Origin of the sequence: Saccharospirillum mangrovi (assembly GCF_003367315.1) — a bacterium.
GTDB lineage: Bacteria > Pseudomonadota > Gammaproteobacteria > Pseudomonadales > Natronospirillaceae > Saccharospirillum > Saccharospirillum mangrovi.
Window position 1 is genome coordinate 429,671 of record NZ_CP031415.1, and the last position, 20,936, is coordinate 450,606.

18 protein-coding genes and 1 tRNA gene are annotated in these 20,936 nt (G+C 57.1%); 8 read left to right on the top strand and 11 right to left on the bottom strand.

Features of this window, described 5'->3' with window-relative positions:
* Positions 1–91: 91 nt before the first annotated feature.
* Positions 92–1,459 carry a Ca2+-dependent phosphoinositide-specific phospholipase C gene (locus DW349_RS02095; RefSeq protein WP_108127614.1) on the bottom strand — a complete coding sequence of 456 codons (1,368 nt, stop codon included), beginning with the start codon at positions 1,457–1,459 and terminating at the stop codon, positions 92–94.
* Positions 1,460–1,653: 194 nt separating this feature from the next.
* Between DW349_RS02095 and DW349_RS02100 the strand changes: the two genes are divergently transcribed.
* Positions 1,654–1,995 carry an SH3 domain-containing protein gene (locus tag DW349_RS02100; RefSeq protein ID WP_108127616.1) on the top strand — a complete coding sequence of 114 codons (342 nt, stop codon included), beginning with the start codon at positions 1,654–1,656 and terminating at the stop codon, positions 1,993–1,995.
* Between the two features lie 36 nt (positions 1,996–2,031).
* Here DW349_RS02100 and DW349_RS02105 read toward each other — a convergent pair whose 3' ends face one another.
* Positions 2,032–2,826, bottom strand: coding sequence for a hypothetical protein (locus tag DW349_RS02105; protein WP_108127618.1), 795 nt, complete (start codon positions 2,824–2,826; stop codon positions 2,032–2,034).
* A 287-nt stretch (positions 2,827–3,113) separates the two neighbouring features.
* Here DW349_RS02105 and DW349_RS02110 point away from each other — a divergent pair, with 287 nt between their 5' ends.
* The 3 genes from DW349_RS02110 to DW349_RS02120 all read left to right on the top strand — a co-directional run bounded on the left by DW349_RS02110 (position 3,114) and on the right by DW349_RS02120 (position 7,846).
* Positions 3,114–4,724 (top strand): bifunctional AfsR/SARP family transcriptional regulator/alpha/beta hydrolase, encoded by a 1,611-nt coding sequence (locus DW349_RS02110; RefSeq protein ID WP_232819393.1) that lies wholly within the window; start codon positions 3,114–3,116, stop codon positions 4,722–4,724.
* Positions 4,725–5,091: 367 nt separating this feature from the next.
* Positions 5,092–5,168: transfer RNA gene (locus DW349_RS02115), tRNA-Arg, on the top strand.
* A 269-nt stretch (positions 5,169–5,437) separates the two neighbouring features.
* Positions 5,438–7,846 carry a Kelch repeat-containing protein gene (locus DW349_RS02120; protein WP_115667128.1) on the top strand — a complete coding sequence of 803 codons (2,409 nt, stop codon included), beginning with the start codon at positions 5,438–5,440 and terminating at the stop codon, positions 7,844–7,846.
* Positions 7,847–8,006: 160 nt separating this feature from the next.
* Here DW349_RS02120 and DW349_RS02125 read toward each other — a convergent pair whose 3' ends face one another.
* The 5 genes from DW349_RS02125 to DW349_RS02145 all read right to left on the bottom strand — a co-directional run bounded on the left by DW349_RS02125 (position 8,007) and on the right by DW349_RS02145 (position 13,892).
* Entirely contained in the window at positions 8,007–8,306 is a 300-nt protein-coding gene (locus DW349_RS02125) for a GNAT family N-acetyltransferase (protein ID WP_108127348.1), read from the bottom strand.
* Positions 8,307–8,336: 30 nt separating this feature from the next.
* Positions 8,337–9,272, bottom strand: coding sequence for a pirin family protein (locus tag DW349_RS02130; RefSeq protein WP_108127346.1), 936 nt, complete (start codon positions 9,270–9,272; stop codon positions 8,337–8,339).
* A 148-nt stretch (positions 9,273–9,420) separates the two neighbouring features.
* Complete coding sequence (locus DW349_RS02135) at positions 9,421–10,314, bottom strand: LysR family transcriptional regulator (RefSeq protein ID WP_108127344.1); 894 nt, start codon at positions 10,312–10,314, stop codon at positions 9,421–9,423.
* Between the two features lie 93 nt (positions 10,315–10,407).
* The gene (locus DW349_RS02140; protein WP_108127342.1) at positions 10,408–11,283 is read right to left on the bottom strand and encodes a transglutaminase family protein; all 876 of its coding nucleotides are present in this window, start codon (positions 11,281–11,283) and stop codon (positions 10,408–10,410) included.
* A complete protein-coding gene (locus DW349_RS02145; protein ID WP_108127340.1) occupies positions 11,280–13,892 on the bottom strand; it encodes a circularly permuted type 2 ATP-grasp protein in 2,613 nt (870 codons plus the stop codon). The genes DW349_RS02140 and DW349_RS02145 overlap by 4 nt, the downstream gene beginning before the upstream one ends.
* Positions 13,893–14,020: 128 nt before the next feature.
* Between DW349_RS02145 and DW349_RS02150 the strand changes: the two genes are divergently transcribed.
* The 3 genes from DW349_RS02150 to DW349_RS02160 all read left to right on the top strand — a co-directional run bounded on the left by DW349_RS02150 (position 14,021) and on the right by DW349_RS02160 (position 17,641).
* On the top strand, positions 14,021–15,082 hold the full coding sequence (locus DW349_RS02150; protein WP_108127338.1) for a zinc-binding metallopeptidase family protein: 1,062 nt from the start codon (positions 14,021–14,023) through the stop codon (positions 15,080–15,082).
* 148 nt (positions 15,083–15,230) lie between these two features.
* Positions 15,231–16,628 (top strand): circularly permuted type 2 ATP-grasp protein, encoded by a 1,398-nt coding sequence (locus tag DW349_RS02155; RefSeq protein WP_420820707.1) that lies wholly within the window; start codon positions 15,231–15,233, stop codon positions 16,626–16,628.
* Between the two features lie 47 nt (positions 16,629–16,675).
* A complete protein-coding gene (locus tag DW349_RS02160; RefSeq protein WP_108127334.1) occupies positions 16,676–17,641 on the top strand; it encodes an alpha-E domain-containing protein in 966 nt (321 codons plus the stop codon).
* Between the two features lie 129 nt (positions 17,642–17,770).
* Here DW349_RS02160 and DW349_RS02165 read toward each other — a convergent pair whose 3' ends face one another.
* From DW349_RS02165 to DW349_RS02180, 4 genes are all read right to left on the bottom strand, one after another.
* Positions 17,771–18,268, bottom strand: coding sequence for a hypothetical protein (locus tag DW349_RS02165; RefSeq protein WP_108127332.1), 498 nt, complete (start codon positions 18,266–18,268; stop codon positions 17,771–17,773).
* A gap of 285 nt (positions 18,269–18,553) precedes the next feature.
* Complete coding sequence (locus DW349_RS02170; RefSeq protein WP_108127330.1) at positions 18,554–19,108, bottom strand: dihydrofolate reductase family protein; 555 nt, start codon at positions 19,106–19,108, stop codon at positions 18,554–18,556.
* A gap of 55 nt (positions 19,109–19,163) precedes the next feature.
* Positions 19,164–19,628 carry a VOC family protein gene (locus DW349_RS02175; protein WP_108127328.1) on the bottom strand — a complete coding sequence of 155 codons (465 nt, stop codon included), beginning with the start codon at positions 19,626–19,628 and terminating at the stop codon, positions 19,164–19,166.
* A gap of 147 nt (positions 19,629–19,775) precedes the next feature.
* Positions 19,776–20,207: a hypothetical protein gene (locus DW349_RS02180; RefSeq protein ID WP_108127326.1), complete on the bottom strand. Its 432-nt coding sequence runs from the start codon at positions 20,205–20,207 to the stop codon at positions 19,776–19,778.
* 325 nt (positions 20,208–20,532) lie between these two features.
* Here DW349_RS02180 and DW349_RS02185 point away from each other — a divergent pair, with 325 nt between their 5' ends.
* Positions 20,533–20,913 (top strand): VOC family protein, encoded by a 381-nt coding sequence (locus tag DW349_RS02185; RefSeq protein ID WP_108127324.1) that lies wholly within the window; start codon positions 20,533–20,535, stop codon positions 20,911–20,913.
* The last annotated feature ends 23 nt before the right edge of the window (positions 20,914–20,936 follow it).

Genomic DNA, 20,936 nt, shown 5'->3' on the forward strand with positions numbered 1-20,936 from the left:
TTTTGTTATTGCACACGTGTGCAACGCTAAGGGCGGGCTGTGACCTTTCGGTAACAGCCCTGTGAAGCTTTGATGAACCTGGGAAATTTCTTTAATACGGAATCAGGTTGAAGCGTTGGTTGGCGCCGCTGGTGCAGTTCGCCAATTGCGCCTGCACGCCGCTTTGCTGGCTGCTGCCGGGCACGGCTGCGCAACGACCGCCGATGCCGATCAACTGGCCGGAGGTGGTCAACTGCCATTTCTCGCTGTCGCCGCCGTCGCAATCCCACAGGTGCAGACCTTTGCCAGCCACCGACTGACCGCCATCGACATCGAAGCAATATTCTTCGTTACCGACCGCGCGCAGTTGGGTTTCATCGCTGTAGCGGAACGCCTGGTTCACGCCGCCGTGGCAGGTCCATTGCAGGATGTCGGAGCCGTCGTTGTAGTTGGCGTTGTCGATGTCCAGGCACTGGCCGCTGTGTTCGGCTTGCAGGCTGAAGCGGTTGGGCACGGAGCGGCGTTCGCCGTTCAGCGGGATGCGGTTGCCGTAGCTGTCGAGCGTTTCGCGGCTGATCATCGACGCGCCGGACGCGACGGCGATGTAAGCGCGGTGGTAGGCATCGAAGTAGCTGTTATCGGACGACCAGATGTTGATCACCTGACGGTTCAACGCCGAAGCTTCAACGGTTTTCGACCAGTACTTCAGGTTCTCGGTGTTGCCGCACACCACCCAGTTGTTGGCCGAGTAGCCGCTGAAGTCTTTGGCACTGCCGTAGGCGTCGAAGTAAATCGGGTCTTCCGCCTGCGGGCACACCAGCGCTTTGGCCTGGTTACCGAACTGTTCGATGTAAGCACGCTGAGTCTGGTTTTTCTGGCCGATCGGGCCGCCAGTCAGCATCACCAGAAACTTGCCGCGCAGGCTGCCGATGGTCGGCCAGCCGTTGTTCACCACGCCCAGACGCAGGCTGGAATTGCCGGTGTACTGACGCAGTTGTTCCGGGGTGTAGATGCGGTTACCGAGCGATTGCGACAGTTGGTTGTTCAACTGGCTGCGCGAGCCGCTGTCCCAACCGAACAACAGGCCGGCTTTTAAGTCGATCTGCAAAGTGATCGGCAAATGGTTCGGGTGGCTGTTGCTCCAACTGACCAGATCGTTCAGGCAGTCGGCGAAGCTGCCGCCAGAACCGCCGTTGCAGTTGTTGGCGTAGTCGCCATCGGTGCCGTTGTGTTTCACCACCAACTGGCCGCCGGATTCCCAAACGTCCAGTTCGACCACCCGGTTGCCCCGGTTCAGTACGTCGAGCAGGTTAGGAAATTGCGCGGTTTCATACGGGTTGTGCGGGCGCGACCAGTAGGCTTCGTCGTAGGCGAGGCTGTCGGACAAGCCGTTGGCGGAAGGCACAGCGGCGTTCGCCAGTGAGGCGATGCAGGAAATCAGTCCCAGGCCAAGCCAGGCACGGGCATTGGGGAATGTCATGGCAATATCCTCTTATCGTTGTCGGGTTGTTGTTATGGAGCGGTCGGACATGAAATTGCTTGCACACGTGTGCAACAACGAGGATGACAAACCGCCATGACCGCCAACTGACGTCCCAATGAAGTTTTTTTGAACCCGGGCAGAAAGGCTTTGCTAGGCTGCGCCGATCCGCTCAGAACAAGGTTTGGCTCAACATGACCATTGCTCACATCAAAACCGCGCACCGCAGCCACTACCCGAACCCGATTCGGTTCCAGCGCGGCGAGCCTTTAACGCTCGGCAGACGCGACGACGAATACCCCGGTTGGGTGTGGACTACGACGACGGATGGCAACGAAGGCTGGGCGCCATTGGGGTTGATGAACGAAGCGGAAAACGGCCGGTCGGCCATCGCGACCGAGGATTATTCAGCGCGCGAACTGAACACCGAAACCGGCGAGCGCGTGACGCTGCTGCGTGAAATGAACAATTGGGCGTGGGTCGAACGTGAAGGCGGAGAGCAAGGCTGGGTGCCGGTGACGACGCTGGCGTATTGAATCCAGCGTCGTGGCATTCGTGGTCTGAGTGATCAGCTAAGGCGAATTGAAGTTCAACCAACGCAAATCGCGCGCGGCGTCCTGCCAGTTCGGGTTGAAGACCACACCGGCTTTTTTACGGCGGCGACGGCTGCCGATTTCAACCACGGCCAACTCCGGCGCTTCGATCATGCGTTCGTTCGCAATCATCTCGCTGCTCATCGTGTCGGTATCGTCCCCCTGCATATACGCCAACTTATTCCACAGGCCTTTGCTGTCGCGCAGAAACACATAAGCGGCGCTGTGCAGCGAACCTTTGCGGTCGGATTCGGCGATGATCAACGTACGGCCGCCAGCGCTTTGGGTAATGGAAAAACCAAAATAAGCGGTCGGGTCGATGTTGTTTTTCTGCAGATAATTCAGCTTCACCATCAAGCGTTCGCTGATGCACAACGCCGACGAATCAACAAAACCGTGCTCATTAAAGGCACGCAACACGTACTGCGTATTCAATCGGCTGTGCAGCGGCTTGCTGACGAGGCGCTTTTCGCGACCGGCCGACACCGGCGAACCCACCGGCTGAAACACCGAGTTCGGGCCGGGGCGTTCCAGCAATTGATAGTGGCTGGCACCGGCAACGTCGTGCCATTCAAAGCGCAGTTGTTGCGACGACACGAACTGCACGTCCAGTCGCGGCGTTTTTAACGTTGTCGTAGTCTTACCCGAGGTTTGTTGCCACCAGGGCTGACGCTGCGGTTTTTGCGGCGCTTTCAGCACCCGGACTAACGTCATCAACAGCACCAGGAGCACCAGGCTTTTGGCGATGACCAGAAAAAAAGTTTGCGGTTCCATGTTTCTATCCTGTGTTATTTAAACGTCCCTGTGACGTTGTTTCGGTTGTCGTTCCTGCGTGGGTTTGAAATCGAACCCTTGGGTCCGAAGTCGCTGGCGCAGTTTGACGAGCTATCGTTTGAATTAGCGTGTGAAAGACGACGCTCGAAGCGGTTTGGATTGTGACGGAGTCTGCAAATTTGATCGGTCGTGACGTTAATTCGGCCTGGAAACGGGGTGGCGGTGTCCACGAGCACCGTTTGAATCGTCTTCGCTAACGATTTCAACAGGGAAACAGGAACCGCCCAGTGAGCCTATCGCTGCAAACACTCGACGAACTGATTCTGTTCAAAGACAACGTCCCTATCCCGTTGCCGTCATCCAAACGGACGCGCGCGTTGCTGGTCTATTTGATGCTGACTGAGCGCATGCACCGGCGCGACTGGCTGTGCGAATTGCTCTGGGCGCAAGCGGATGACCCGCGCGGCGCCCTGCGTTGGTCGCTCAGCCGAATGCGGCCCTTGGTCAACGACTCTGGTGTGGAACGGCTTTGGGCCGACCGCGAGCGGGTGCATTTAAACGCTCCCGAACTCGACATCGACATCCGCAACCTGGCGACAAAAGTTGTCGACCCGGATACCTCGGCCCAGGCGTTGAAAGGCATTGACCGTGCACTGCAACGGCCACTGCTCGAAGGCCTGGACTTGCCCGACCAGGAACTGTTCCAGAATTGGCTGACCGCCGAACGGCGAGACATCGCCCAATTGCGCGGCCAGGTGCTGGCCCGGCTGGCGGTGGATCCGCGGTTGACCACGGTCGAACATCTGGAATGGTCACGCGAGTGGCTGGCGCTGGAACCGCTGAACCCCAAAGCGGCCACTTGTCTGCTGACACGGCTGGAACAACTGCGCGAACACTGGGAGTTGGGTTGGCTGTCGGCCGAGCTGAAACAGCGCTTTCACAAGGCGGGTATCGATTGGTCGGCCAAAGAACGCCTGGTATCGGCGGAGCCGGAAGCGTCGTTCAGTTACCGCACGCCCGAACGCGAACTGCTGGCGCGCCAAACCATTCAGCTGTGCGTGGCGAAAGATGGCGTGCGCCTGGCCTACACCGCCATGGGCTCGGGCCGACCCATCATCAAAGCCGCCAACTGGCTCAGCCATTTAGAGCACGACTGGAACGCGCCGATCTGGAGCCCCTTATTCAAACGATTGGCGCTGAACCATCACTTCATTCGTTATGACGAACGCGGCAACGGCTTGTCGGACTGGCTGGTCAACGACCTGAGTTTCGATGCCTTCGTAACGGACCTCGAAGCCGTAGCCGACGCCAGCGGCGTTGAGCGATTCGCCCTGCTCGGCATTTCCCAGGGCGCGGCGGTATCAATCGCCTATGCGGTTAAGCACCCGGAACGGGTGTCGCATCTGGTGTTGTTCGGCGGTTATCCGGCCGGTTGGCGCATCAACGCCAGCGACGCCGTAATCCGCGAACGCGAAGCCATCATGACGCTGACGGAAACCGGCTGGGGCCAGGACAACCCGGCCTATCGCCAAATCTTCTCCTCAACCTTTATGCCCAGCGCCGACGTCAGCGAACTGGCCTGGTTCAACGAATTCCAGCGCCTGACGACTTCACCGGAAAACGCCGTTCGGTTCCTCTCCGCCTTCGGCGACATCGACGTGCGCCACCTCTTGCCGCAAGTCCGGGTGCCAACGCTGGTACTGCACTCACTGGGCGACCAACGCATCCCGGTCGGCGTCGGCCGCGACCTAGCCGCCGCCATCCCCGGCGCCCAGTTCCAAGGCATCGACAGCGACGGCCACCTGCTGCTCGGTCGCGAACCCGCCTCCGAAGCCTTCATCGACGCCGTGCGCCGCTTTATCGCATCCACAGAGCCACCGAACGCCGTAACCCCTTGATATGGCGGCGAATCTGGACTTGAACGGGTGAATCTGTATACTGCGCGCCATCTGCAAAGGCGCCGTCAGGTGGCTGTGCGGAAGAAGTTCATCCTCTACTGAACAAACCAGAGGATGAAGCTCGAGCAAGACCCGGTTTGTTCAAACGTTATCCGCCCGTAGCTTTTATGCCCGAAGGGTGCAGCTGGATAGAGCGCTGCCCTCCGGAGGCAGAGGTCTGAGGTTCGACAAAACGCGACAGCGTTTTGGGCCGCGTCAGCGCCGCGCAGCGGGCGTTTCCATGCGAACAGCATGGAAACGAGCCCATCCTCTTGCGAACAAACCAGAGGATGAAGCTCGAGCAAGACCCGGTTTGTTCAAACGTTATCCGCCCGTAGCTCAGCTGGATAGAGCGCTGCCCTCCGGAGGCAGAGGTCTGAGGTTCGAATCCTCTCGGGCGGGCCAAATTAAAAAGCCCCGCAATGCGGGGCTTTTTAATTTGGTTCGTTCGTGCCGGACGAGACGAGCCCATCTTCTCGACCGCCGTCATCCCGGAACCGCGCAGCGGTATCCGGGATCTCCCCTGGGCAACCCGACATTCCAACGAATAACCCCAACAATTTTAAAAAAACTTTAAATTTCTACGTTTTTTAAAACGATTCCTCAAACGGTCGTCGGTTAGCGTAGTCAGGCTCGGTACTGATACCGCCTAACACCAACCAGAGGGATCTGCCATGCATCACCCCAACCGACTGCTGCACCTCGTCACCAGCCTGCTACTCAGCCTCGCGCTCAGTGCCTGCAACCTCGAAACCTTTGAATTCGCCCAAACCGGCACCGCCCAGCTCGTTACCGGCGAAACCTACACCAACCCGGTGCCGGGCAGCTTTCGCGGCGTCGATTACGCCAGCAGCAACCCCCAGGTCGCGCAGGTGGATGGCCGCGGGCGCGTCACCGCCGTTGGCCCCGGCCGGGCACGCATCAGCGCGGGGCTGGATGGGCAGTCGATTGCTTACTCGGTTGAAGTGGTGAACCGTCGGCTGCGGGTCAGCGCCTGGGTGGGGCCGACCGGAGCCGATTGGCAACTCTCAGACGGCACCGAAGGCACCACGCTGCACACCACCAGCGACGCCGATTGCAACCCAGTTCAAACCGGAAACTGCACCGATGCCGCCAGCCAGTTAATGCTTGGCACCGGCTCAGTGCTGCCGAGCGCGGCACTGACGCTGAGCCAGCCGGGGTATTTTCGGGTGCAGTATGGCGAACATCAGGCGGCCGGGGCGTTGGCGGCGGATCGGTTTGGGGGGCGGCAGAACCATGCCGTGGCCGCTTTCCAGGGGCGGTTATGGGTGATGGGGGGAGGCGCGACTGGGAAAGGGCCTTATTACGACATCTGGTCCTCACCCGACGGCACTCACTGGGTGCAGCACGAATGGAACGAACAGCCGCTATTGGGCGAGCGCATCTATGCCGTGGTGTTCAACGATCAGCTCTGGGTGATCGACCCCAGTGAAGGCACCGTCTGGTCCACCATCCCCTCGCCCGATCACGACACCGGCTTTGTCTGGCAACGGCAGGGCGATATCGGCTTGGACTACACCCCTCGCAGCTACAGCCAGGTCATCGTCGCCAACAACGCCGAGGGCGAGCCGCGCATCTGGTTGTTGGGTGGGGGCCTTGGTTCAGCGGCCCGCAACGACGTCTGGACGTTCGACGGTACCCGTTGGCAAGCGGTGCGAACTGATGGCGCCAGCAACGGCTTTACCGCTCGTGGATATCACCAGGCCGTGGCTTACGATGGCCGGCTTTGGGTGATTGGTGGGTTTGCTGAGGGCAAGATGAGCAACGATGTCTGGTCGTCCGACGATGGCATTACCTGGCGGCCGGACACCGAGCACGCCGAGTTTGCGGCTCGCTCTGGCCATCGAGTGATGGCCTACAACGACGGCAGCGGGGAACAACTGTGGCTGGTGGGTGGGCTGTCTTTGCAGGCACCGGATGGCTTAAACGACGTCTGGTCTTCCCGCGATGGCATTCACTGGACGCAGCGTCAGGTCGATGCTGATTTCTCGCCCAGAGTGAGCCACGCCCTGGCCGTCTTCCAACAGCAGCTTTGGCTGGTCGGGGGATATGCCCTTAGCAACCTGAACGACGCCTGGTCCACCCAAAACGGCGAAGACTGGCAACAACACACTGCCGAAGCCCCGTTCAGCGGCCGCCAGGGCCACCAAGCCGTCGCCTTCGACCATCGGCTTTGGGTGATCGGGGGTAATGAGGGTGGTACTGACTCGACTTCCAACCAAAACGATCTCTGGTCCAGCAGCGATGGTCTGCACTGGCAACGCCACCTGCGCCACGCCGCTTTTTCCGGTCGCTGGGGCCATCAAGTGGTGGCGTTCAACCAACGGCTGTGGCTGGTGGGCGGGCGGGACCGCTTCGGGTACCAAAGCGATGTCTGGTCCAGCGCCGATGGCCTTCACTGGGAACGCCTGCTGACACAAGCCCCGTTCGCCGGTCGGTTCGGCCACGCCCTGGTGGTGTTCGACCAACGCCTGTGGGTGATTGGCGGCGAGTCTGCCGATGGCAACCACAACGACGTCTGGTCGTCCCCCAACGGCATCGATTGGACCGAAGAAACCAGCGCAGCCAGTTTCACCGCCCGGTGGGGCCATCAGGTGGTGGTGTTCAACGGTCAGCTTTGGCTGATCGGTGGAACAGAAGGCACCACTGGAAACGGTAGGAAGAACGACATCTGGTTCTCCAGCGACGGCCGCCATTGGCAACTGCGTATGGATGAAGCCGAGTTTGCACCGCGTTCGGGCCATCAGGTGGTGGTGACTCAGGAGGCTGGGAGTGAACGGCTTTGGTTGGTGGGTGGTGGTGATGGGGATGCAATTCGCAGCGAAAACGACATCTGGACTTCCCGCGATGGCGTGCACTGGCTCTGGCGCAGCGAACCCTATGAAGATGGCTCACGTTTCTCAGGCCGCACTGGCCACCAGGCCTTGGTCTTCAACCAGCATTTCTGGGTGATTGGCGGGTTAGATGTAACAAAAAACCCCAAACACGACATCTGGCGTTCAGCCGATGGTTTGGACTGGCAGAAGGGGTTGCAGGTGGCGGTTGAGTTTGAGGGGCCTTGAGGGTTGTGGTTTAAAAGGGCCGTCAGGCCCTTTTTTAGGGGCATCGCTTAGGCCATCCGCAATAAAAAAAGCCAACGGCTGGGTAGCATTGGCTTAATCAGAACCGTCAACGGATTTTAGGGCGGGCTCGTTTGTCCCGAGTCGAATGCGCCCCTTTTCTTCAATCCTTCGCCACAACATCCTGCCATTCCGCATGCCGTTTAATCTGCGCATTCGCAAACGGACACAGCGGAATAATCGACACCCCTTCGCGACGGGCGTCTTCGACTGCTTGTTGCACCAGTCGCACGCCGACCTTTTGGCCCCGCAGCGCGTCGGGCACTTCGGTGTGGTCGATGATGATCATGCTGTCGCTGACCCGGCTGTAGGTCATCTCGGCTTCAACGCCATCCACGACGACAAAATACCGCCCCTTGGTTTCGCCCACTTCGCGTTGGATCGGTTCGTTGCCTGTTCCCATCTTCGTTACCTCCATCAGTGGTTTGGCCCGTTATTCCGGCAAGGGAATGTATTCGTCACGGTCATTAATCGGCAGGTCGAACCGGCTTCGGCCCCAGTTCGCCGCTTTCCAATCGACCTTGGCTTGTTCGATGCGTTCTTGCGAGGTGGCGACAAAGTTCCACCAGATGTAATACGGGCCGGGCATGGTCGCGCCACCCAGAATCATGATGTGAGCACCGGCATCGCCTGCGGCGACGGTAATTGGATCGCCCGGGCGGAATACCATCATCTGGCCGTCGGTGTATTCCTGGCCGGCTACGGAAATTGAGCCTTCGACGATGTAGAGGCCGCGGTCTTCGTGGTTGTCGGGCATTGGCAGGCGGCTACCGGGGGTGAGTCTGACGTCGGCGTAGAAGGTTTCCGACAGCATTCTCGCCGGGGCCGATTCGCCGTAGGCGTCGCCCAAAATCAACCGCAGCGTGACGCCACTGTCTTCGATGATGGGCAGCGTGTCTTTGCCGAAATGCTCAAAGCTGGGCGCCACGTCTTCGTATTTTTCCGGCAATGCCAGCCAGGTTTGAATGCCGAACAGACTGTTCGGGCCGCTGCGGGCGGTCGCGCTGGTGCGTTCAGAGTGCGTAACGCCGCGCCCGGCCACCATCCAGTTCAGCTCGCCAGGGTGAATGATCTGGTCGGCGCCGGTGCTGTCGCGGTGGTGAAAATCGCCACGGAACAGATACGTGACGGTACCCAGGCCAATGTGCGGGTGCGGCCGAACATCCACGCCCTGGCCGGTCAGAAATTCCGCTGGCCCGGCCTGGTCGAAGAAAATAAACGGCCCGACCATCTGTCGTTTCGGCGCTGGCAGCGCACGGCGCACCTGAAAATCGCCCAGGTCGCGGGCGCGGGGAATGATCAGGGTTTCGATGGCGTCGGCGCCAACATCGTCGGGCCAGCCGGGTGTTAATAACGGGTTCCAGCTCATCGGCACATCCTCTGCGTCTGGGAATGGCAGCGTCCACAGGCGAACCGAAAAGGGCAGGCGCTCGGACCATGATTTGCCATCATGGAACGCGACTTGTGCAGCGGCTAGTCCCGAAATTCGCTTAACGGTGTCGCGTTAACTGGAACGCTCAGACGTCGCGGCCCCAAAGTTCGGGGTTGTTGTTGAAGTGCTCGATCAGCAGATCGGTGAGTACGCGCACCTTGCGCGGCGAATGCTGGCCGGGTGGGCGCACCACATAAGCGCCGCCCGAACGCACTGTAAACTGCGTCAACACCGGCACCAGCGCGCCGGTCATTATTTGTTCGTGAGTCAGGCAATCGGGCAGGTTGGCAATGCCCAAGCCAGCGGCCGCGGCAGCAGTAAGAGCAACGCCATTGTCGGCTTTGAAGCGCCCTTGCGGCTGCACCGTAATCAGCTTATCGCCATCCAGTAAGTGCCAGCTTTCGGTGCCTTGCAGCAAGGTTTCGTGCTGGGCAATGTCGGCCAGTGTTTCGGGCACGCCGTGCGTTTTGATATAGGCCGGGCTCGCTACCAACTGAGCGGTGATCGGCCCGATGCGTCGTGCAATTAAATCAGAATCCGGCAGGTGACCGACGCGAATGGCGCAGTCGAAACCCTCGGCAATCAGATCGACAAAACGATCGCTGTAAGACGCCTGCACCTGTAACTGCGGGTGCTGATGCGCCAGCTCTGCCAACACCGGCGCAAAATGCGTCGGACCAAAGGACAACGGCATGGCGATTCGCAGCCGGCCGCGCAACTCGCCCGTGGGCGAAATGGTGTCTTTCGCCATTTCCAGCTCAACGCCAATGCGCGCTGCGTATTCGCGAAACGTCACACCCGCGTCACTCAAAGCCGCACCGCGCTTGGTCCGCACCAGCAACTGCACACCCAATTCCGCTTCGAGCTTAAACAGCCGCCGACTGACAATCGATTTCGACACTCCAAGCCGCCGCGCAGCCGCCGAAATGCCACCGGCATCGGCCACTTCAACAAAGGTTTGGAGGTCTTCTATGTCCACTGGGGTGTTCCGGTTGGTGGGGCGATAAGCGCTTTTGGTAATGACAATCGTACCTTAAAGAAAGCGCGGCAAAGATTTTTGTCCAATGCGGCGTTACCCAACCCCCACCACATCCACCTCAACTCTCAACTCATGCGCCCCACCCCCATTCATCACACCTTTCAACGGGGTGACATCGCCATAGTCGCGTCCCCAACCCAAGGTCAAATACCGTTCATCCGGCAAGCTGCCGTTGGTGGGGTCGATGTCGAGCCAGCCCCAGCCGGGGAGGAAGACGCTGAGCCAGGCGTGGCTGGCGTCGGCGCCGACGAGTTTTTCCTGGCCCGGTGGCGGCAGGGTTTCGAGGTAGCCGCTGACGTAGCGGGCGGAGAGTCCGATCGAGCGCAGCGCGCCTATCGCTAGGTGAGCGAAGTCCTGGCAGACGCCTTTGCGTTGTTGCAATACGTCGGCGACGGGCGTGGCGAGGGTGCTGAAACCGGGGTCGTATTGGAAGGTTTTGTAGATGTGTTGGTTCAGTGCGAGCACGGCGTCGAGCAGTTTGTTGTGGCCACTGAGGGTGTCCATGGCGAATTCTTTTAGCGCGTTGCTGTGTTGCACAAAGGGCGAGTCGAGTTTGAACAAGCGGGCGTCGAGGCAGTCCGGGTCGCGGCCGTTCAGTTGGGCGATGGCGGTGGGCCAGTCTAAGTCGGTGACGGCGCCGGTGGGTTGTGGTCGCGCGCTGGTGGTGACTTTGGAATTGGCGGTTACTTCCAGGCTGTTGTGAATGTCCTGAATGGAAAAATAGACGACGCGATTGCCAAAAAAATCGCGCCGTTCGTGTTGGCGTTGTGCTTGCGGCGAAATGGTCAAGCGCGATTGGGTGCAGTGTTGCCAGTCCAGATTGCGCGGCAATAAACGCGCTTCGTTGTGGCTCAAACTGGCTGAGCTGCTGTATTGATATCGGGTGGTGTGTCGCAGCTGATAAATCATGCTTTGCCACCGTCGAGTTGAATTAATTGCTTGGGTTTTTCGACGTGACTGAAATAACTGTTGGCGACGGCGTCGGATAATTCGTGCAGCGGTGCGGCTAGGGCTGCCAGTAAATCGGCCAATACCTGACGGGCGCTGTTGCTTTGGTCGAGATCAGTTAACGCATCCAGATTCACCAAATGCAGATGGCTGGTCGCCTGAATAATTAACCGCATTTCGCGTGAGCGAAACGGTGTCGATTCCGGGTGCGGCAGTTGTTCAATTTGCCGTTGCAAACGCTTCAACATAAAGCCGACCGAGCGCGGGTTGGTTTCATCGAACAACAACAAATCAAGGATTGCCGCCGGGTACAGCTGCGAACGATACCGGCGTCGGTACACGGTTAAATTATCGGTCGCCGATAACATCCGTTCCCACAAATCCGGGCCGGCGCTTTGCGCGCTGATCATGCTCAATTTCAATAATTCCAGACAACTGATGCAGCGTTCGGTGGTGCGGCCGATGTCCATGAATCGCCAGCCGTAGTGGTGCGGCATGGTTTCGTTGCACAGGCCAAACAAAGCGGCCAGTAACGTGACGATTTCTTCCAGTCCGGTTTGAGCGGCGTTGGCGCCTTGAATGTGAGCGAGGCTTTGCACTTTGTGGCGCAGGGTGTTGAGTGTGCGCCAGGCATCGTCGCCGAGGTGGTCGCGTACTGCGCGGCCGTTGTGCAATAACGAGTGGAACAGCCAGGGCAAGTCGGTGTCGGCGTGCAGCACGTTCAATAAGGCGGTGCGCAACAGCGTGAATTGTTCGGCGGTGCTGATGCTGTTGTCGTCGTTGGCAACCGGGTGCGGTTCCAGCGTTGGGTCGAGCTCAATTGGCAGCGGTAATTCCAGTGCGGAAAACAGATCGGGCAGGCTGGTGTCGTTGAGTTTCCATTGGCCTTCTTCGACCAGGCACGCCAGGCTTTCGCGCAGCAGACGCGAGCGGTTGTCGAGGCGTTCGCCGTAACGGCCGAGCCAGAATAAATTTTCCGCTACGCGACTGGGCAGGTCGGCGCCATCACGCGTTACTGCCACTGGTTTGCGTGCGCGTTGCAGCAAACTGACGTGCGGTTGTACCACGGGCGACAGCACCCAGATGTCTTTCACCACCTGGCTGTCCATCACGGCGGTGCCGGGGTCGGCCACCCAGGCGAGTCCGCCGGGCATGATGCGATGCCGGCGCGGGTCGTCGGCGTGTTCGGCATCGACTGGTTCGGCCAGCGCAAAAAAGCGCAGGCACACCGGCTGCGGTGAAATGCGGTTGGTCGCTAAATCGTAGCTCGGTGACGAGGCAGGAATCAGCGGTTGTTCGGCGACAAAACAGTGCGGCGCATCGAGAATGTCGCGGCGTAATTGTTCGCGTTGGGCGTCGTCCAATTGTTCCGGTTGAATCGGGTGCAGCGGGTTGCGCACGTCGCGCAAATGCCAGGGCGATAGATCGTCGAGTACAACCTGGCAGGCTTGGGAGCGGCCACACCACAGCAACGGCCGGCCGGGTAATTTCAGCGGTTCGCCGAGCAGTTTCTGACACAGCGCCGGCAAAAACGCGGCCAGTGCCGGGTGTTCCAAAATGCCGACGCCGAGGCCGTTGGCGATCGCCACTTCGCCGCGCCGTGCGGCCTGCATCAAACCCGGTACGCCAAGCATCGATTCGCCCTGTAATTCGAGCGGGTCGCACCAGGGGTCGGTAATTTGCCGGACGATCACATCGACGGTTTTCAATCCGCCGAGTGTGCGCATGGCAACGTGGCCGTCACGCACCACTAAGTCGTCGCCTTCGACCAGCGAGAAATTCATGTAGTTCGCCAGCCAGGCGTGCTCGAAATAGCCGGAGCTGCCGGGGCCAGGCGTCAGCAAAACGATGTTGGGATTTTCCCGTTTTGGTTGCGCCAGTTCGGCGAGGCAACGGTGGAAATTTTGCAGGAACCCGGCGAGCCGATGGATGGGCGCATCGCGGTACAAGCGCGACAACGCCCGCGCCAGCACCACGCGGTTTTCCAGTGCATAACCGACGCCGGAAACCGCCTGTGTCCAGTCGCCCATCACACGCCATTGGCCGTGGTGGTCGCGCATTACATCCATGCCCTGAAACAGCACGCGCGGTGCCGGGTTGAGTGCACCGCTGTCGGCCGCCGGGAATAACCAGCCGGGGTAACTGAACACCAGTTCCGGCGGCAAAATGCCGTCGCGAATCACGCTGCGTTCGCCGTATAAATCGTCGATCAGTTTTTCCAACAGGCGGGCACGTTGTTGCAGCCCTTGTTCAAGCATGTCCCAGCTTTGCGGGCTGATCACATAAGGAATGGGGTCGAGCTGCCAGGAGCGCATTTTGCGCACGTCGTCTTCGTAGGTGTTGAAGGTGACGCCGTTTTCGAACAGCAGTGTTTGCGCATCGTCGGCCAGTTGTTGAAAGCCTTGCAGGCCGAGTTCGTTCAACTCTTCCACCAACGCATACCAGCGCGCGCGGATAACGCCGTCGTCGTTCACCAGATCGTCGTAGCAATCCGGATGTGCCGTCCGCTCGGCCAGGTAGTCGGCGAGCAAATCGTGGAGCACAGACGAGGGCGATTCAGATTGCGACATGCGGGCGGGTTTCCGGTGATCTGTGTTGCTGTTATGAATTGATGGTTTGACGATGAAAGTGCTTGAGTTCGCGTCGCCGTCGTACTCATGATAGATGATAAACCCACGGCATCCGACTGAGTATAGGAATGCAATTGTTTCGGTGCGAGAACTGTGGGCAGCGGCTCTACTTCGACAACACGCGCTGCGTTCACTGCGGAGCACATCAGGGGTTCGACCCTGACACCCTTTCCATGAAAGTCTACGATCCGGCTGCGGCGGCCTCGGTCGGGCATTATCGAGCCTGCACCAACGCGCGGCAGGTGGGTATTTGTAACTGGTTGATTCCGCCCTCGTCTGATGCAAGCTACTGTTTGTCGTGCCGGCTCAGCATGGTAATTCCCGATCTCGGTGTGCCTGGCCATATCGAACTGTGGGCGTCACTCGAAGAAGAAAAACGCCGTTTGTTGTACAGCTTGCTCAGTTTGAAATTACCATTGGTGTCGCGTCAGCAAGACCCGGTCAATGGCCTTGGTTTTCGCTTTATGGCCGATGCGCCGGACGGCGACAGTGAGCGGGTGTTAATTGGTCATCAAGACGGCATCATCACCCTCAACATCGCCGAAGCCGACCCTGTGGTGCGCGAAGCCACCCGGCGGCAAATGGCTGAGCCATACCGCACCATATTGGGGCATTTCCGGCACGAAGCCGGGCACTATTATTGGCAATTGCTGGTGAAAGACAGCGACCATATCGAGCCCTTTCGGCGTCGCTTCGGTGATGAACGTCAGGATTACGCTCAGGCGTTGGAGCGCCAATACCAGATCGGTCCCATGGCCGATTGGCAACAGTACTACGTCAGCGCCTACGCCAGCGCCCACCCTTGGGAAGACTGGGCCGAAACCTGGGCGCACTATCTGCACATGGTCGATACACTCGACACGGCCTATCAATTTGGCCTTTCCACCGCGCCGCGTCCGGCGCAAAGCGTCGAGGTACAACTGAATTCCAATCCCTATCGTGACGCCGGTTTCGACACCCTTATTGCACAATGGCTGCCACTGACGGCCGCACTAAACAGCCTGAACCACAGCATGGGCTACGATGACGTCTATCCGTTCAGTTTGTCGGCCGCCGTGATCGACAAGTTAGCCATGGTGCACGGCATCATTCACGGCTTACCCATCCGCCAAGGCGTTCAGACAAACTGATAAGCTGGCGCAGCAATTGCTCGGTAATTCAAAGCGTTAGCGTCCATCTGGCCAGTGAGTACTGGCCCAACCAGCGGCAGGAGGTCTTCACAGCGTGAGCAAATTGCAATGGTCCGAATACGCCTGCGACGGTTTTTACGACGAACTGATGGCCCGCCCCGGCGAGCCCCACCAAGCCGCCGCCATCCTGTGCGATTACCTGGCTGAACTGGGCGGTCGCGAACTGGCGGAATTAAAGAACGCCGCCGAAGTTGCCATTCAAGTTATGGGCATCACCTTCACCGTCTATTCCGAAGGCAATATGATCGACCGCGCCTGGCCGTTCGACATCGTGCCGCGCATCATTCCTTTGGCCGAATGGCAAAAAACCGAAGCCGGATTGAAGCAACGCGTGCAGGCGTTGAACCTGTTTATCGACGATCTGTACCACGGCCAGAAAATCGTCAAAGACAAAGTGCTACCCGCCGAAGTGCTGGCGCAATCGGCCAACTTCCGCCAGCAGTGCGTGGGCATTCACCCGCCGAACAACATCTGGGCGCACATCTGCGGTTCCGACATCGTGCGCGACAAAGATGGCACGCTGTATGTGTTGGAAGACAACCTGCGCGTGCCGTCAGGCGTCTCCTACATGCTGGAAAACCGCAACGTCACCAAACGCATTTTGCCGGAGCTGTTCCAGACCGGACGCATCCAACCCGTCGACGATTACACCGGCCAGCTGTACGACATGCTGGTCTCGATGTCGCCGCGCCCCGGCGACGACCCGCAAGTGGTGGTGATGACACCGGGCATTTATAACTCCGCCTATTTCGAACATTCCTATTTAGCGCAACAGATGGGTGTGGAATTGGTGGAAGGCAGCGACCTGGTAGTCGATGACGACGACGTGGTGCACATGCTCACCGTCGATGGCCGCAAACGCGTCGATGTGATTTACCGCCGCATCGACGATTTGTTTTTGGACCCGGAAGTGTTCAACCCCGAATCCGCCCTCGGCGTACCGGGTTTGATGCGCGCCTGGCGCGCCGGCAAAGTTGCGCTGGTCAACGCACCGGGCGCGGGCGTCGCCGACGACAAAGTTGTCTACGCCTTTGTGCCCGACATCATCCGTTATTACCTAGACCAGGAACCGCTGCTCGCCAACGTGCCCAGCTACCTGTGCATGCGCGACAAAGACCGCCAATACGTGCTCGATAATCTGGATAAATTAGTGGTCAAACCCGCCAACGAATCCGGCGGTTACGGCATGCTGGTCGGCCCGCATTCAACCAAAAAAGAACGCAAGGCTTTTGCCGAGTTGATTAAAGCCAACCCGCGCAATTACATGGCGCAACCAACGTTGAAACTCTCCACTGCCCCGACGTTAATCGACGACCAACTGGAACCGCGCCACGTCGATTTACGGCCTTTTATCCTATCGGGAAAAGACAGCACCTACGTCACCACTGGCGGCTTAACGCGGGTGGCATTGACCAAAGGTTCGCTGGTGGTGAACTCGTCTCAGGGTGGCGGCAGTAAAGACACCTGGATCGTCGATTTGAAATAACACTGAACTGGCATGGGGCAACAAACCCCAGCTAAAGGAGAAGGCTGATGCTGTCTCGCGTAGCGGAAAACATATATTGGTTGGCGCGTTATCTGGAACGCGCCGAAGACACCGCCCGGCTGATCAACGTAACCAGCAATCTCTTGCTGGACTTCCCGCGCACCACACGGCTGGATTGGGATTCACTGGTCACCATCAGCGGTGCCGAAGAAACTTTCGATGAACATTACGACAACCGCAGCGCCGACAACGTACTGAACTTTTTATGCGTCGATGAACGCTACTCCGGTTCGATTTTTTCATCGCTCGGCTACGCCCGCGAAAACCTGCGCACCACACGCGACATCATGCCGCGCGAAATCTGGGAAGAACTGAATACGTTGTATTTGGATATCCATAAACAGTCCGGCGCCGGCATGAGTTCGCGCAAACGCGATGCTTTTATGAAACGGGTAATCCGCAGTTGCCAATCCATCAACGGTGTTATCGAAGGCTCGCTCAGCCACACTCAGGTGCACACCTTCTTAATGCTCGGCCGCAACCTGGAACGCGCCGACATGACCACACGCATCATCGACGTACGCTCAGCCAACCTATTACCGCGCTCCCCCGAAGAACTGACACCCTTCGAAAGCCTGCAATGGATGAGCGTGCTGAAATCCCTAACCGGCTACCAAATGTATCGCCAACAAATTCGCCTGCGCGTAAACGGTCCGGATGTATTGCGCTTCCTGTTGCAAGACGACGCCTTCCCACGCGCAGTAGCCTCATGCCTGGGCCAAATGTCATTCGAACTGGAAGACCTGCCCGGCCATGAAAACGCCCAGGCCCTGGTAGATAAATTGCTGTCGCAACTGATTAATGCCGATCTAGTCGCGTTGGCGCACGAACCGGATGTATTGCACGACTTTGTTGATGAATTACAGATTGCGTTTAACGAACTGCATCAGTCGATTGCGGACCTGTATTTTAGTGGTCGCTATCGTGGTCAGAGTCAAAGTCAGGTTGCTTGATTTGAGTTGGGTGGTTTGTGGGGCAGGTCAACCCACTTTAACCCAATTGCTATTATGGGTGTCCAGTTAGTCTGCATTTCATAGTCCTTATCAGTTGAAAACTAAAATTCCTTCTAAAGTAGATTTTGGTTAATAGTCGTCATCAACATCTTGAAATTCAAAGCGTGTAGAGCCGTCGAAATTAATAAATAAGTTTATTGGTATCATCCAGTCGGTATCTGGCTTGTTAATAAATACGTAAAAATTTAGTTCATCCGTATTCTCATTGTGACTTTCAAGTTCAACCCACGTTATTGTGAATTCCGCAGCGTCAAATCCGAAACTGTTTTTGTCGAACGTTAATTCTTGATCCGGTAATTTAACAATCAGCTCATTATCTCTGTAGTGGTTCTTAAAAAGGGTGTCATCTTCGGAGTGTTGTTGAATGACGTAGCTGTTCTCAACGGATTGGACTATCCATGAAACTGGTTGGTTAGAAAAGATTGCCTGTTCTTTGTGGTGAAATGGTTGTTCAGGGTGGAAGGTATTTACTATTTCTTGAGCGCGTAGATTGGCTGACAGAAGTATGATTGTGGTTAAAAGGATTAATAGTTTGTACACGGTATAAGCCTCCTTGCTTTCAACCATATACCTTATCCTTCTCAATATATTGGGCACTTACTTTCAATAATTTCTGTGATGTATGGCACTAATTTTCTTTGGTGGCTAACCCCCAAAAATCCTGCTTCAACTATTTAACCTAACAAAACCAGACCTACTCCACATATTAAATAGGCCCAGCTTTACCGAGCTGGATGCGCAATGGAAATTGTCTCCTTCTTTACGGCAGTTTCTTGCATACCTATGCGTGAAGCAGGGTGATCACTGTAGTCATTTTACTGACCCCGTCTTCACAAAGAACGACCTACTACCCTAATCACGCCGGTAGTGCATCGCCACTGCCCCATTGCTCAGTGGCACCGCCGAAACCAGCACCAACTTCCGCGTATTCGCTAAACCGCTCTGGTACAGAGTCGGTCCATGCCCGGCAATTCTGGGATGAACCAGAAATTTGTATTCATCGATCAGGTCCAGCCGGTCTAGTTCGGTTGCAAGTTTGCCGCTGCCAATCAATACGCCGGCCGGGGTTTCGTCTTTCAGTTGTTGCACGCCGGAGCGCAGGTCGCCCGTTATGTGGTGGCTGTTGGTCCAGGGAAAGTCTGTTCGTGTTGATGAGACGACGTACTTTGGTTTTTCCTCCAACTTAACCGCCCATTCGTATATTGCCGGCGGTGCCTCCACTTCGCCGCGGGCGACGGCGGGCCAGTAACCTTCCATCATTTCATAGGTGGTTCGGCCCCAGAGCATGGCGCCGGCGTCGTCCATCATCTGGGTGAAAAAAGCGTGCGTTTCGTCGTCGGCAATGCCTTCCTGATGGTCGATGCAGCCATCTAACGTAACGTTAAGGCTGAAGGTTAATAGTCCCATGGTTGGTTCTCCGGATGAGGCAGTAAGGTGTCGATAGTTCGGCAGAAGCTGACTGTTATTCCGCCTGGTTGTAGGCCTCTTCAAGCGGTGCAACCTCGAGCTTTACCATCGTCATCATGGCGTCCATCACGGCCTGGACTTTCTTCGGGTTTGCATCGTTGATCAGTTCCATAAAGCGCTTCGGTACGATTTGCCAGGTCACACCGAACGGGTCGGTAATCCAACCGCATTGCAAGGGCGCCGCGCCGGCGTCGAGTAGCTTGTTCCAGTACTCATCCACTTCTGCCTGGTCTTCGCAATTCACATAGAGCGAAAACCCCTGAGAAAACTCAAAATACGGCCCGCCGTTGTAACCCATAAACGCCTGCCCGCCGACCACGAACTCGGCCGACATAACCGGGCCGTCTTCGCCAGTGCGCGCCATGGTGGTGATTTTGGAGTCCGGGAATGTTTCGGTGTAAAAGGCGATGGCCGCCTCAAGTTGGTCGTTGAACATCAGGAATGGCGTGACTTTGGACATGGTATTGACCTCTGGTTCAGGTTGCCGAAGTGGTACCTGCACACTCTAGTCGAACAGAGGGGTGTTGGATCGACAATAGGGCCGGTTATTCACCGAGTCCTATTGGCTCATGGGAAGCTACTAGATAGTGCTACCCAACAAGGGGGCTTAGCCCGCTACCGCAGCGAACTCAATGATTACTGCGCCTTCTCTCTTATAAAGAAGATACATCCTCATTGTTTCTGAGTAGAAAACTTCGTCATCCTCTAAGACCTTCAATCTAAAATATATCTTTAAGCCTAGATGTTGATCACAGTCGGCTTCATCGTGATTGATGATGAAGCTGTCAAAGCTACTGTCTTGAAAATGACGTTGTAATTCAGATATTTCATCACCCTCAAAGTTAATTCCGTACTGGCGAAAATCTTCGGTTGGATTGGTGCTCAGTGCTTCAAAGTACAAGTTGAGATTATTGATGTCTTCGTTATCGAAGCAATTGCGGTTCTCTGGTACAGGTTCAATCGCTGAATGACTTATGGCAGGTACAAGGGCGAGAAATAAAGCTGTTAAGAATACCTGCATACTCATGTTTATTTGCATACGCTACTCCAGATTTGTGGAAATAATGTGGCTGTTGATGATTCCAACCGATTGGTTGGAGTCGTTACTTATATCGGATCAGCGTTTGAAAAATGGTTAGAAGAATCGTCGATTTTTCGGATGAATGGCTGGGACCGTTTGAATAACCCTAAAATTTACGAGTTTCTCCTGACTATCAAAAAATGCTCACGGCCAAGTACCGAACTAGGTGCATACTTATTAGCTTTAGGCTGCCCAGTGTCTTCATGGAAAATCGACATTCACGGAGCCACTGGCTAACGTACGCTGGGTAAACACAATAAAGGTAGGCAGGGGAGAGACTGCAATGACACGAGTAACTGGCATTGGTGGAATTTTCATCCGCGCGAAAGACCCGAAAGCATTGGGCGATTGGTATAAAACCCATCTGGGTATCGACGTTCAAAGCTGGGGCGGAACTGCCTTTCGGTGGGCTGATGCTGATGGCGAACCGATAGCCGGAACGACGACGTGGTCGGTCGGCGACGGCAGCTATTTCTCACCCAGCAACGCGGGCTTTATGGTGAATTACCGCGTGGCAGATTTGCATGAACTGCTAACCCAACTGCGTGCAGAAGGCTGCCAGGTTATGGACCAGACGGAAGAGTCTGAATTCGGTAAGTTCGGTTGGGTGATGGATCCGGAAGGGAACAAAGTTGAATTGTGGGAGCCGCCGGCGGGGCAATAAATTTGATAAGAGTGGCGAATAGC

Bases quoted from the DNA above. Each gene is read 5' to 3' on its own strand.
- DW349_RS02100 (WP_108127616.1), top strand. From the start codon at position 1,654: ATGACCATTGCTCACATCAAAACCGCGCACCGCAGCCACTACCCGAAC.
- DW349_RS02120 (WP_115667128.1), top strand. From the start codon at position 5,438: ATGCATCACCCCAACCGACTGCTGCACCTCGTCACCAGCCTGCTACTC.
- DW349_RS02125 (WP_108127348.1), bottom strand. From the start codon at position 8,306: ATGGGAACAGGCAACGAACCGATCCAACGCGAAGTGGGCGAAACCAAG.
- DW349_RS02140 (WP_108127342.1), bottom strand. From the start codon at position 11,283: ATGATTTATCAGCTGCGACACACCACCCGATATCAATACAGCAGCTCA.
- DW349_RS02170 (WP_108127330.1), bottom strand. From the start codon at position 19,108: ATGGGACTATTAACCTTCAGCCTTAACGTTACGTTAGATGGCTGCATC.
- DW349_RS02130 (WP_108127346.1), bottom strand. From the start codon at position 9,272: ATGAGCTGGAACCCGTTATTAACACCCGGCTGGCCCGACGATGTTGGC.
- DW349_RS02145 (WP_108127340.1), bottom strand. From the start codon at position 13,892: ATGTCGCAATCTGAATCGCCCTCGTCTGTGCTCCACGATTTGCTCGCC.
- DW349_RS02175 (WP_108127328.1), bottom strand. From the start codon at position 19,628: ATGTCCAAAGTCACGCCATTCCTGATGTTCAACGACCAACTTGAGGCG.
- DW349_RS02160 (WP_108127334.1), top strand. From the start codon at position 16,676: ATGCTGTCTCGCGTAGCGGAAAACATATATTGGTTGGCGCGTTATCTG.
- DW349_RS02095 (WP_108127614.1), bottom strand. From the start codon at position 1,459: ATGACATTCCCCAATGCCCGTGCCTGGCTTGGCCTGGGACTGATTTCC.
- DW349_RS02150 (WP_108127338.1), top strand. From the start codon at position 14,021: ATGCAATTGTTTCGGTGCGAGAACTGTGGGCAGCGGCTCTACTTCGAC.
- DW349_RS02155 (WP_420820707.1), top strand. From the start codon at position 15,231: ATGGCCCGCCCCGGCGAGCCCCACCAAGCCGCCGCCATCCTGTGCGAT.
- DW349_RS02185 (WP_108127324.1), top strand. From the start codon at position 20,533: ATGACACGAGTAACTGGCATTGGTGGAATTTTCATCCGCGCGAAAGAC.
- DW349_RS02180 (WP_108127326.1), bottom strand. From the start codon at position 20,207: ATGCAAATAAACATGAGTATGCAGGTATTCTTAACAGCTTTATTTCTC.
- DW349_RS02165 (WP_108127332.1), bottom strand. From the start codon at position 18,268: ATGGTTGAAAGCAAGGAGGCTTATACCGTGTACAAACTATTAATCCTT.
- DW349_RS02105 (WP_108127618.1), bottom strand. From the start codon at position 2,826: ATGGAACCGCAAACTTTTTTTCTGGTCATCGCCAAAAGCCTGGTGCTC.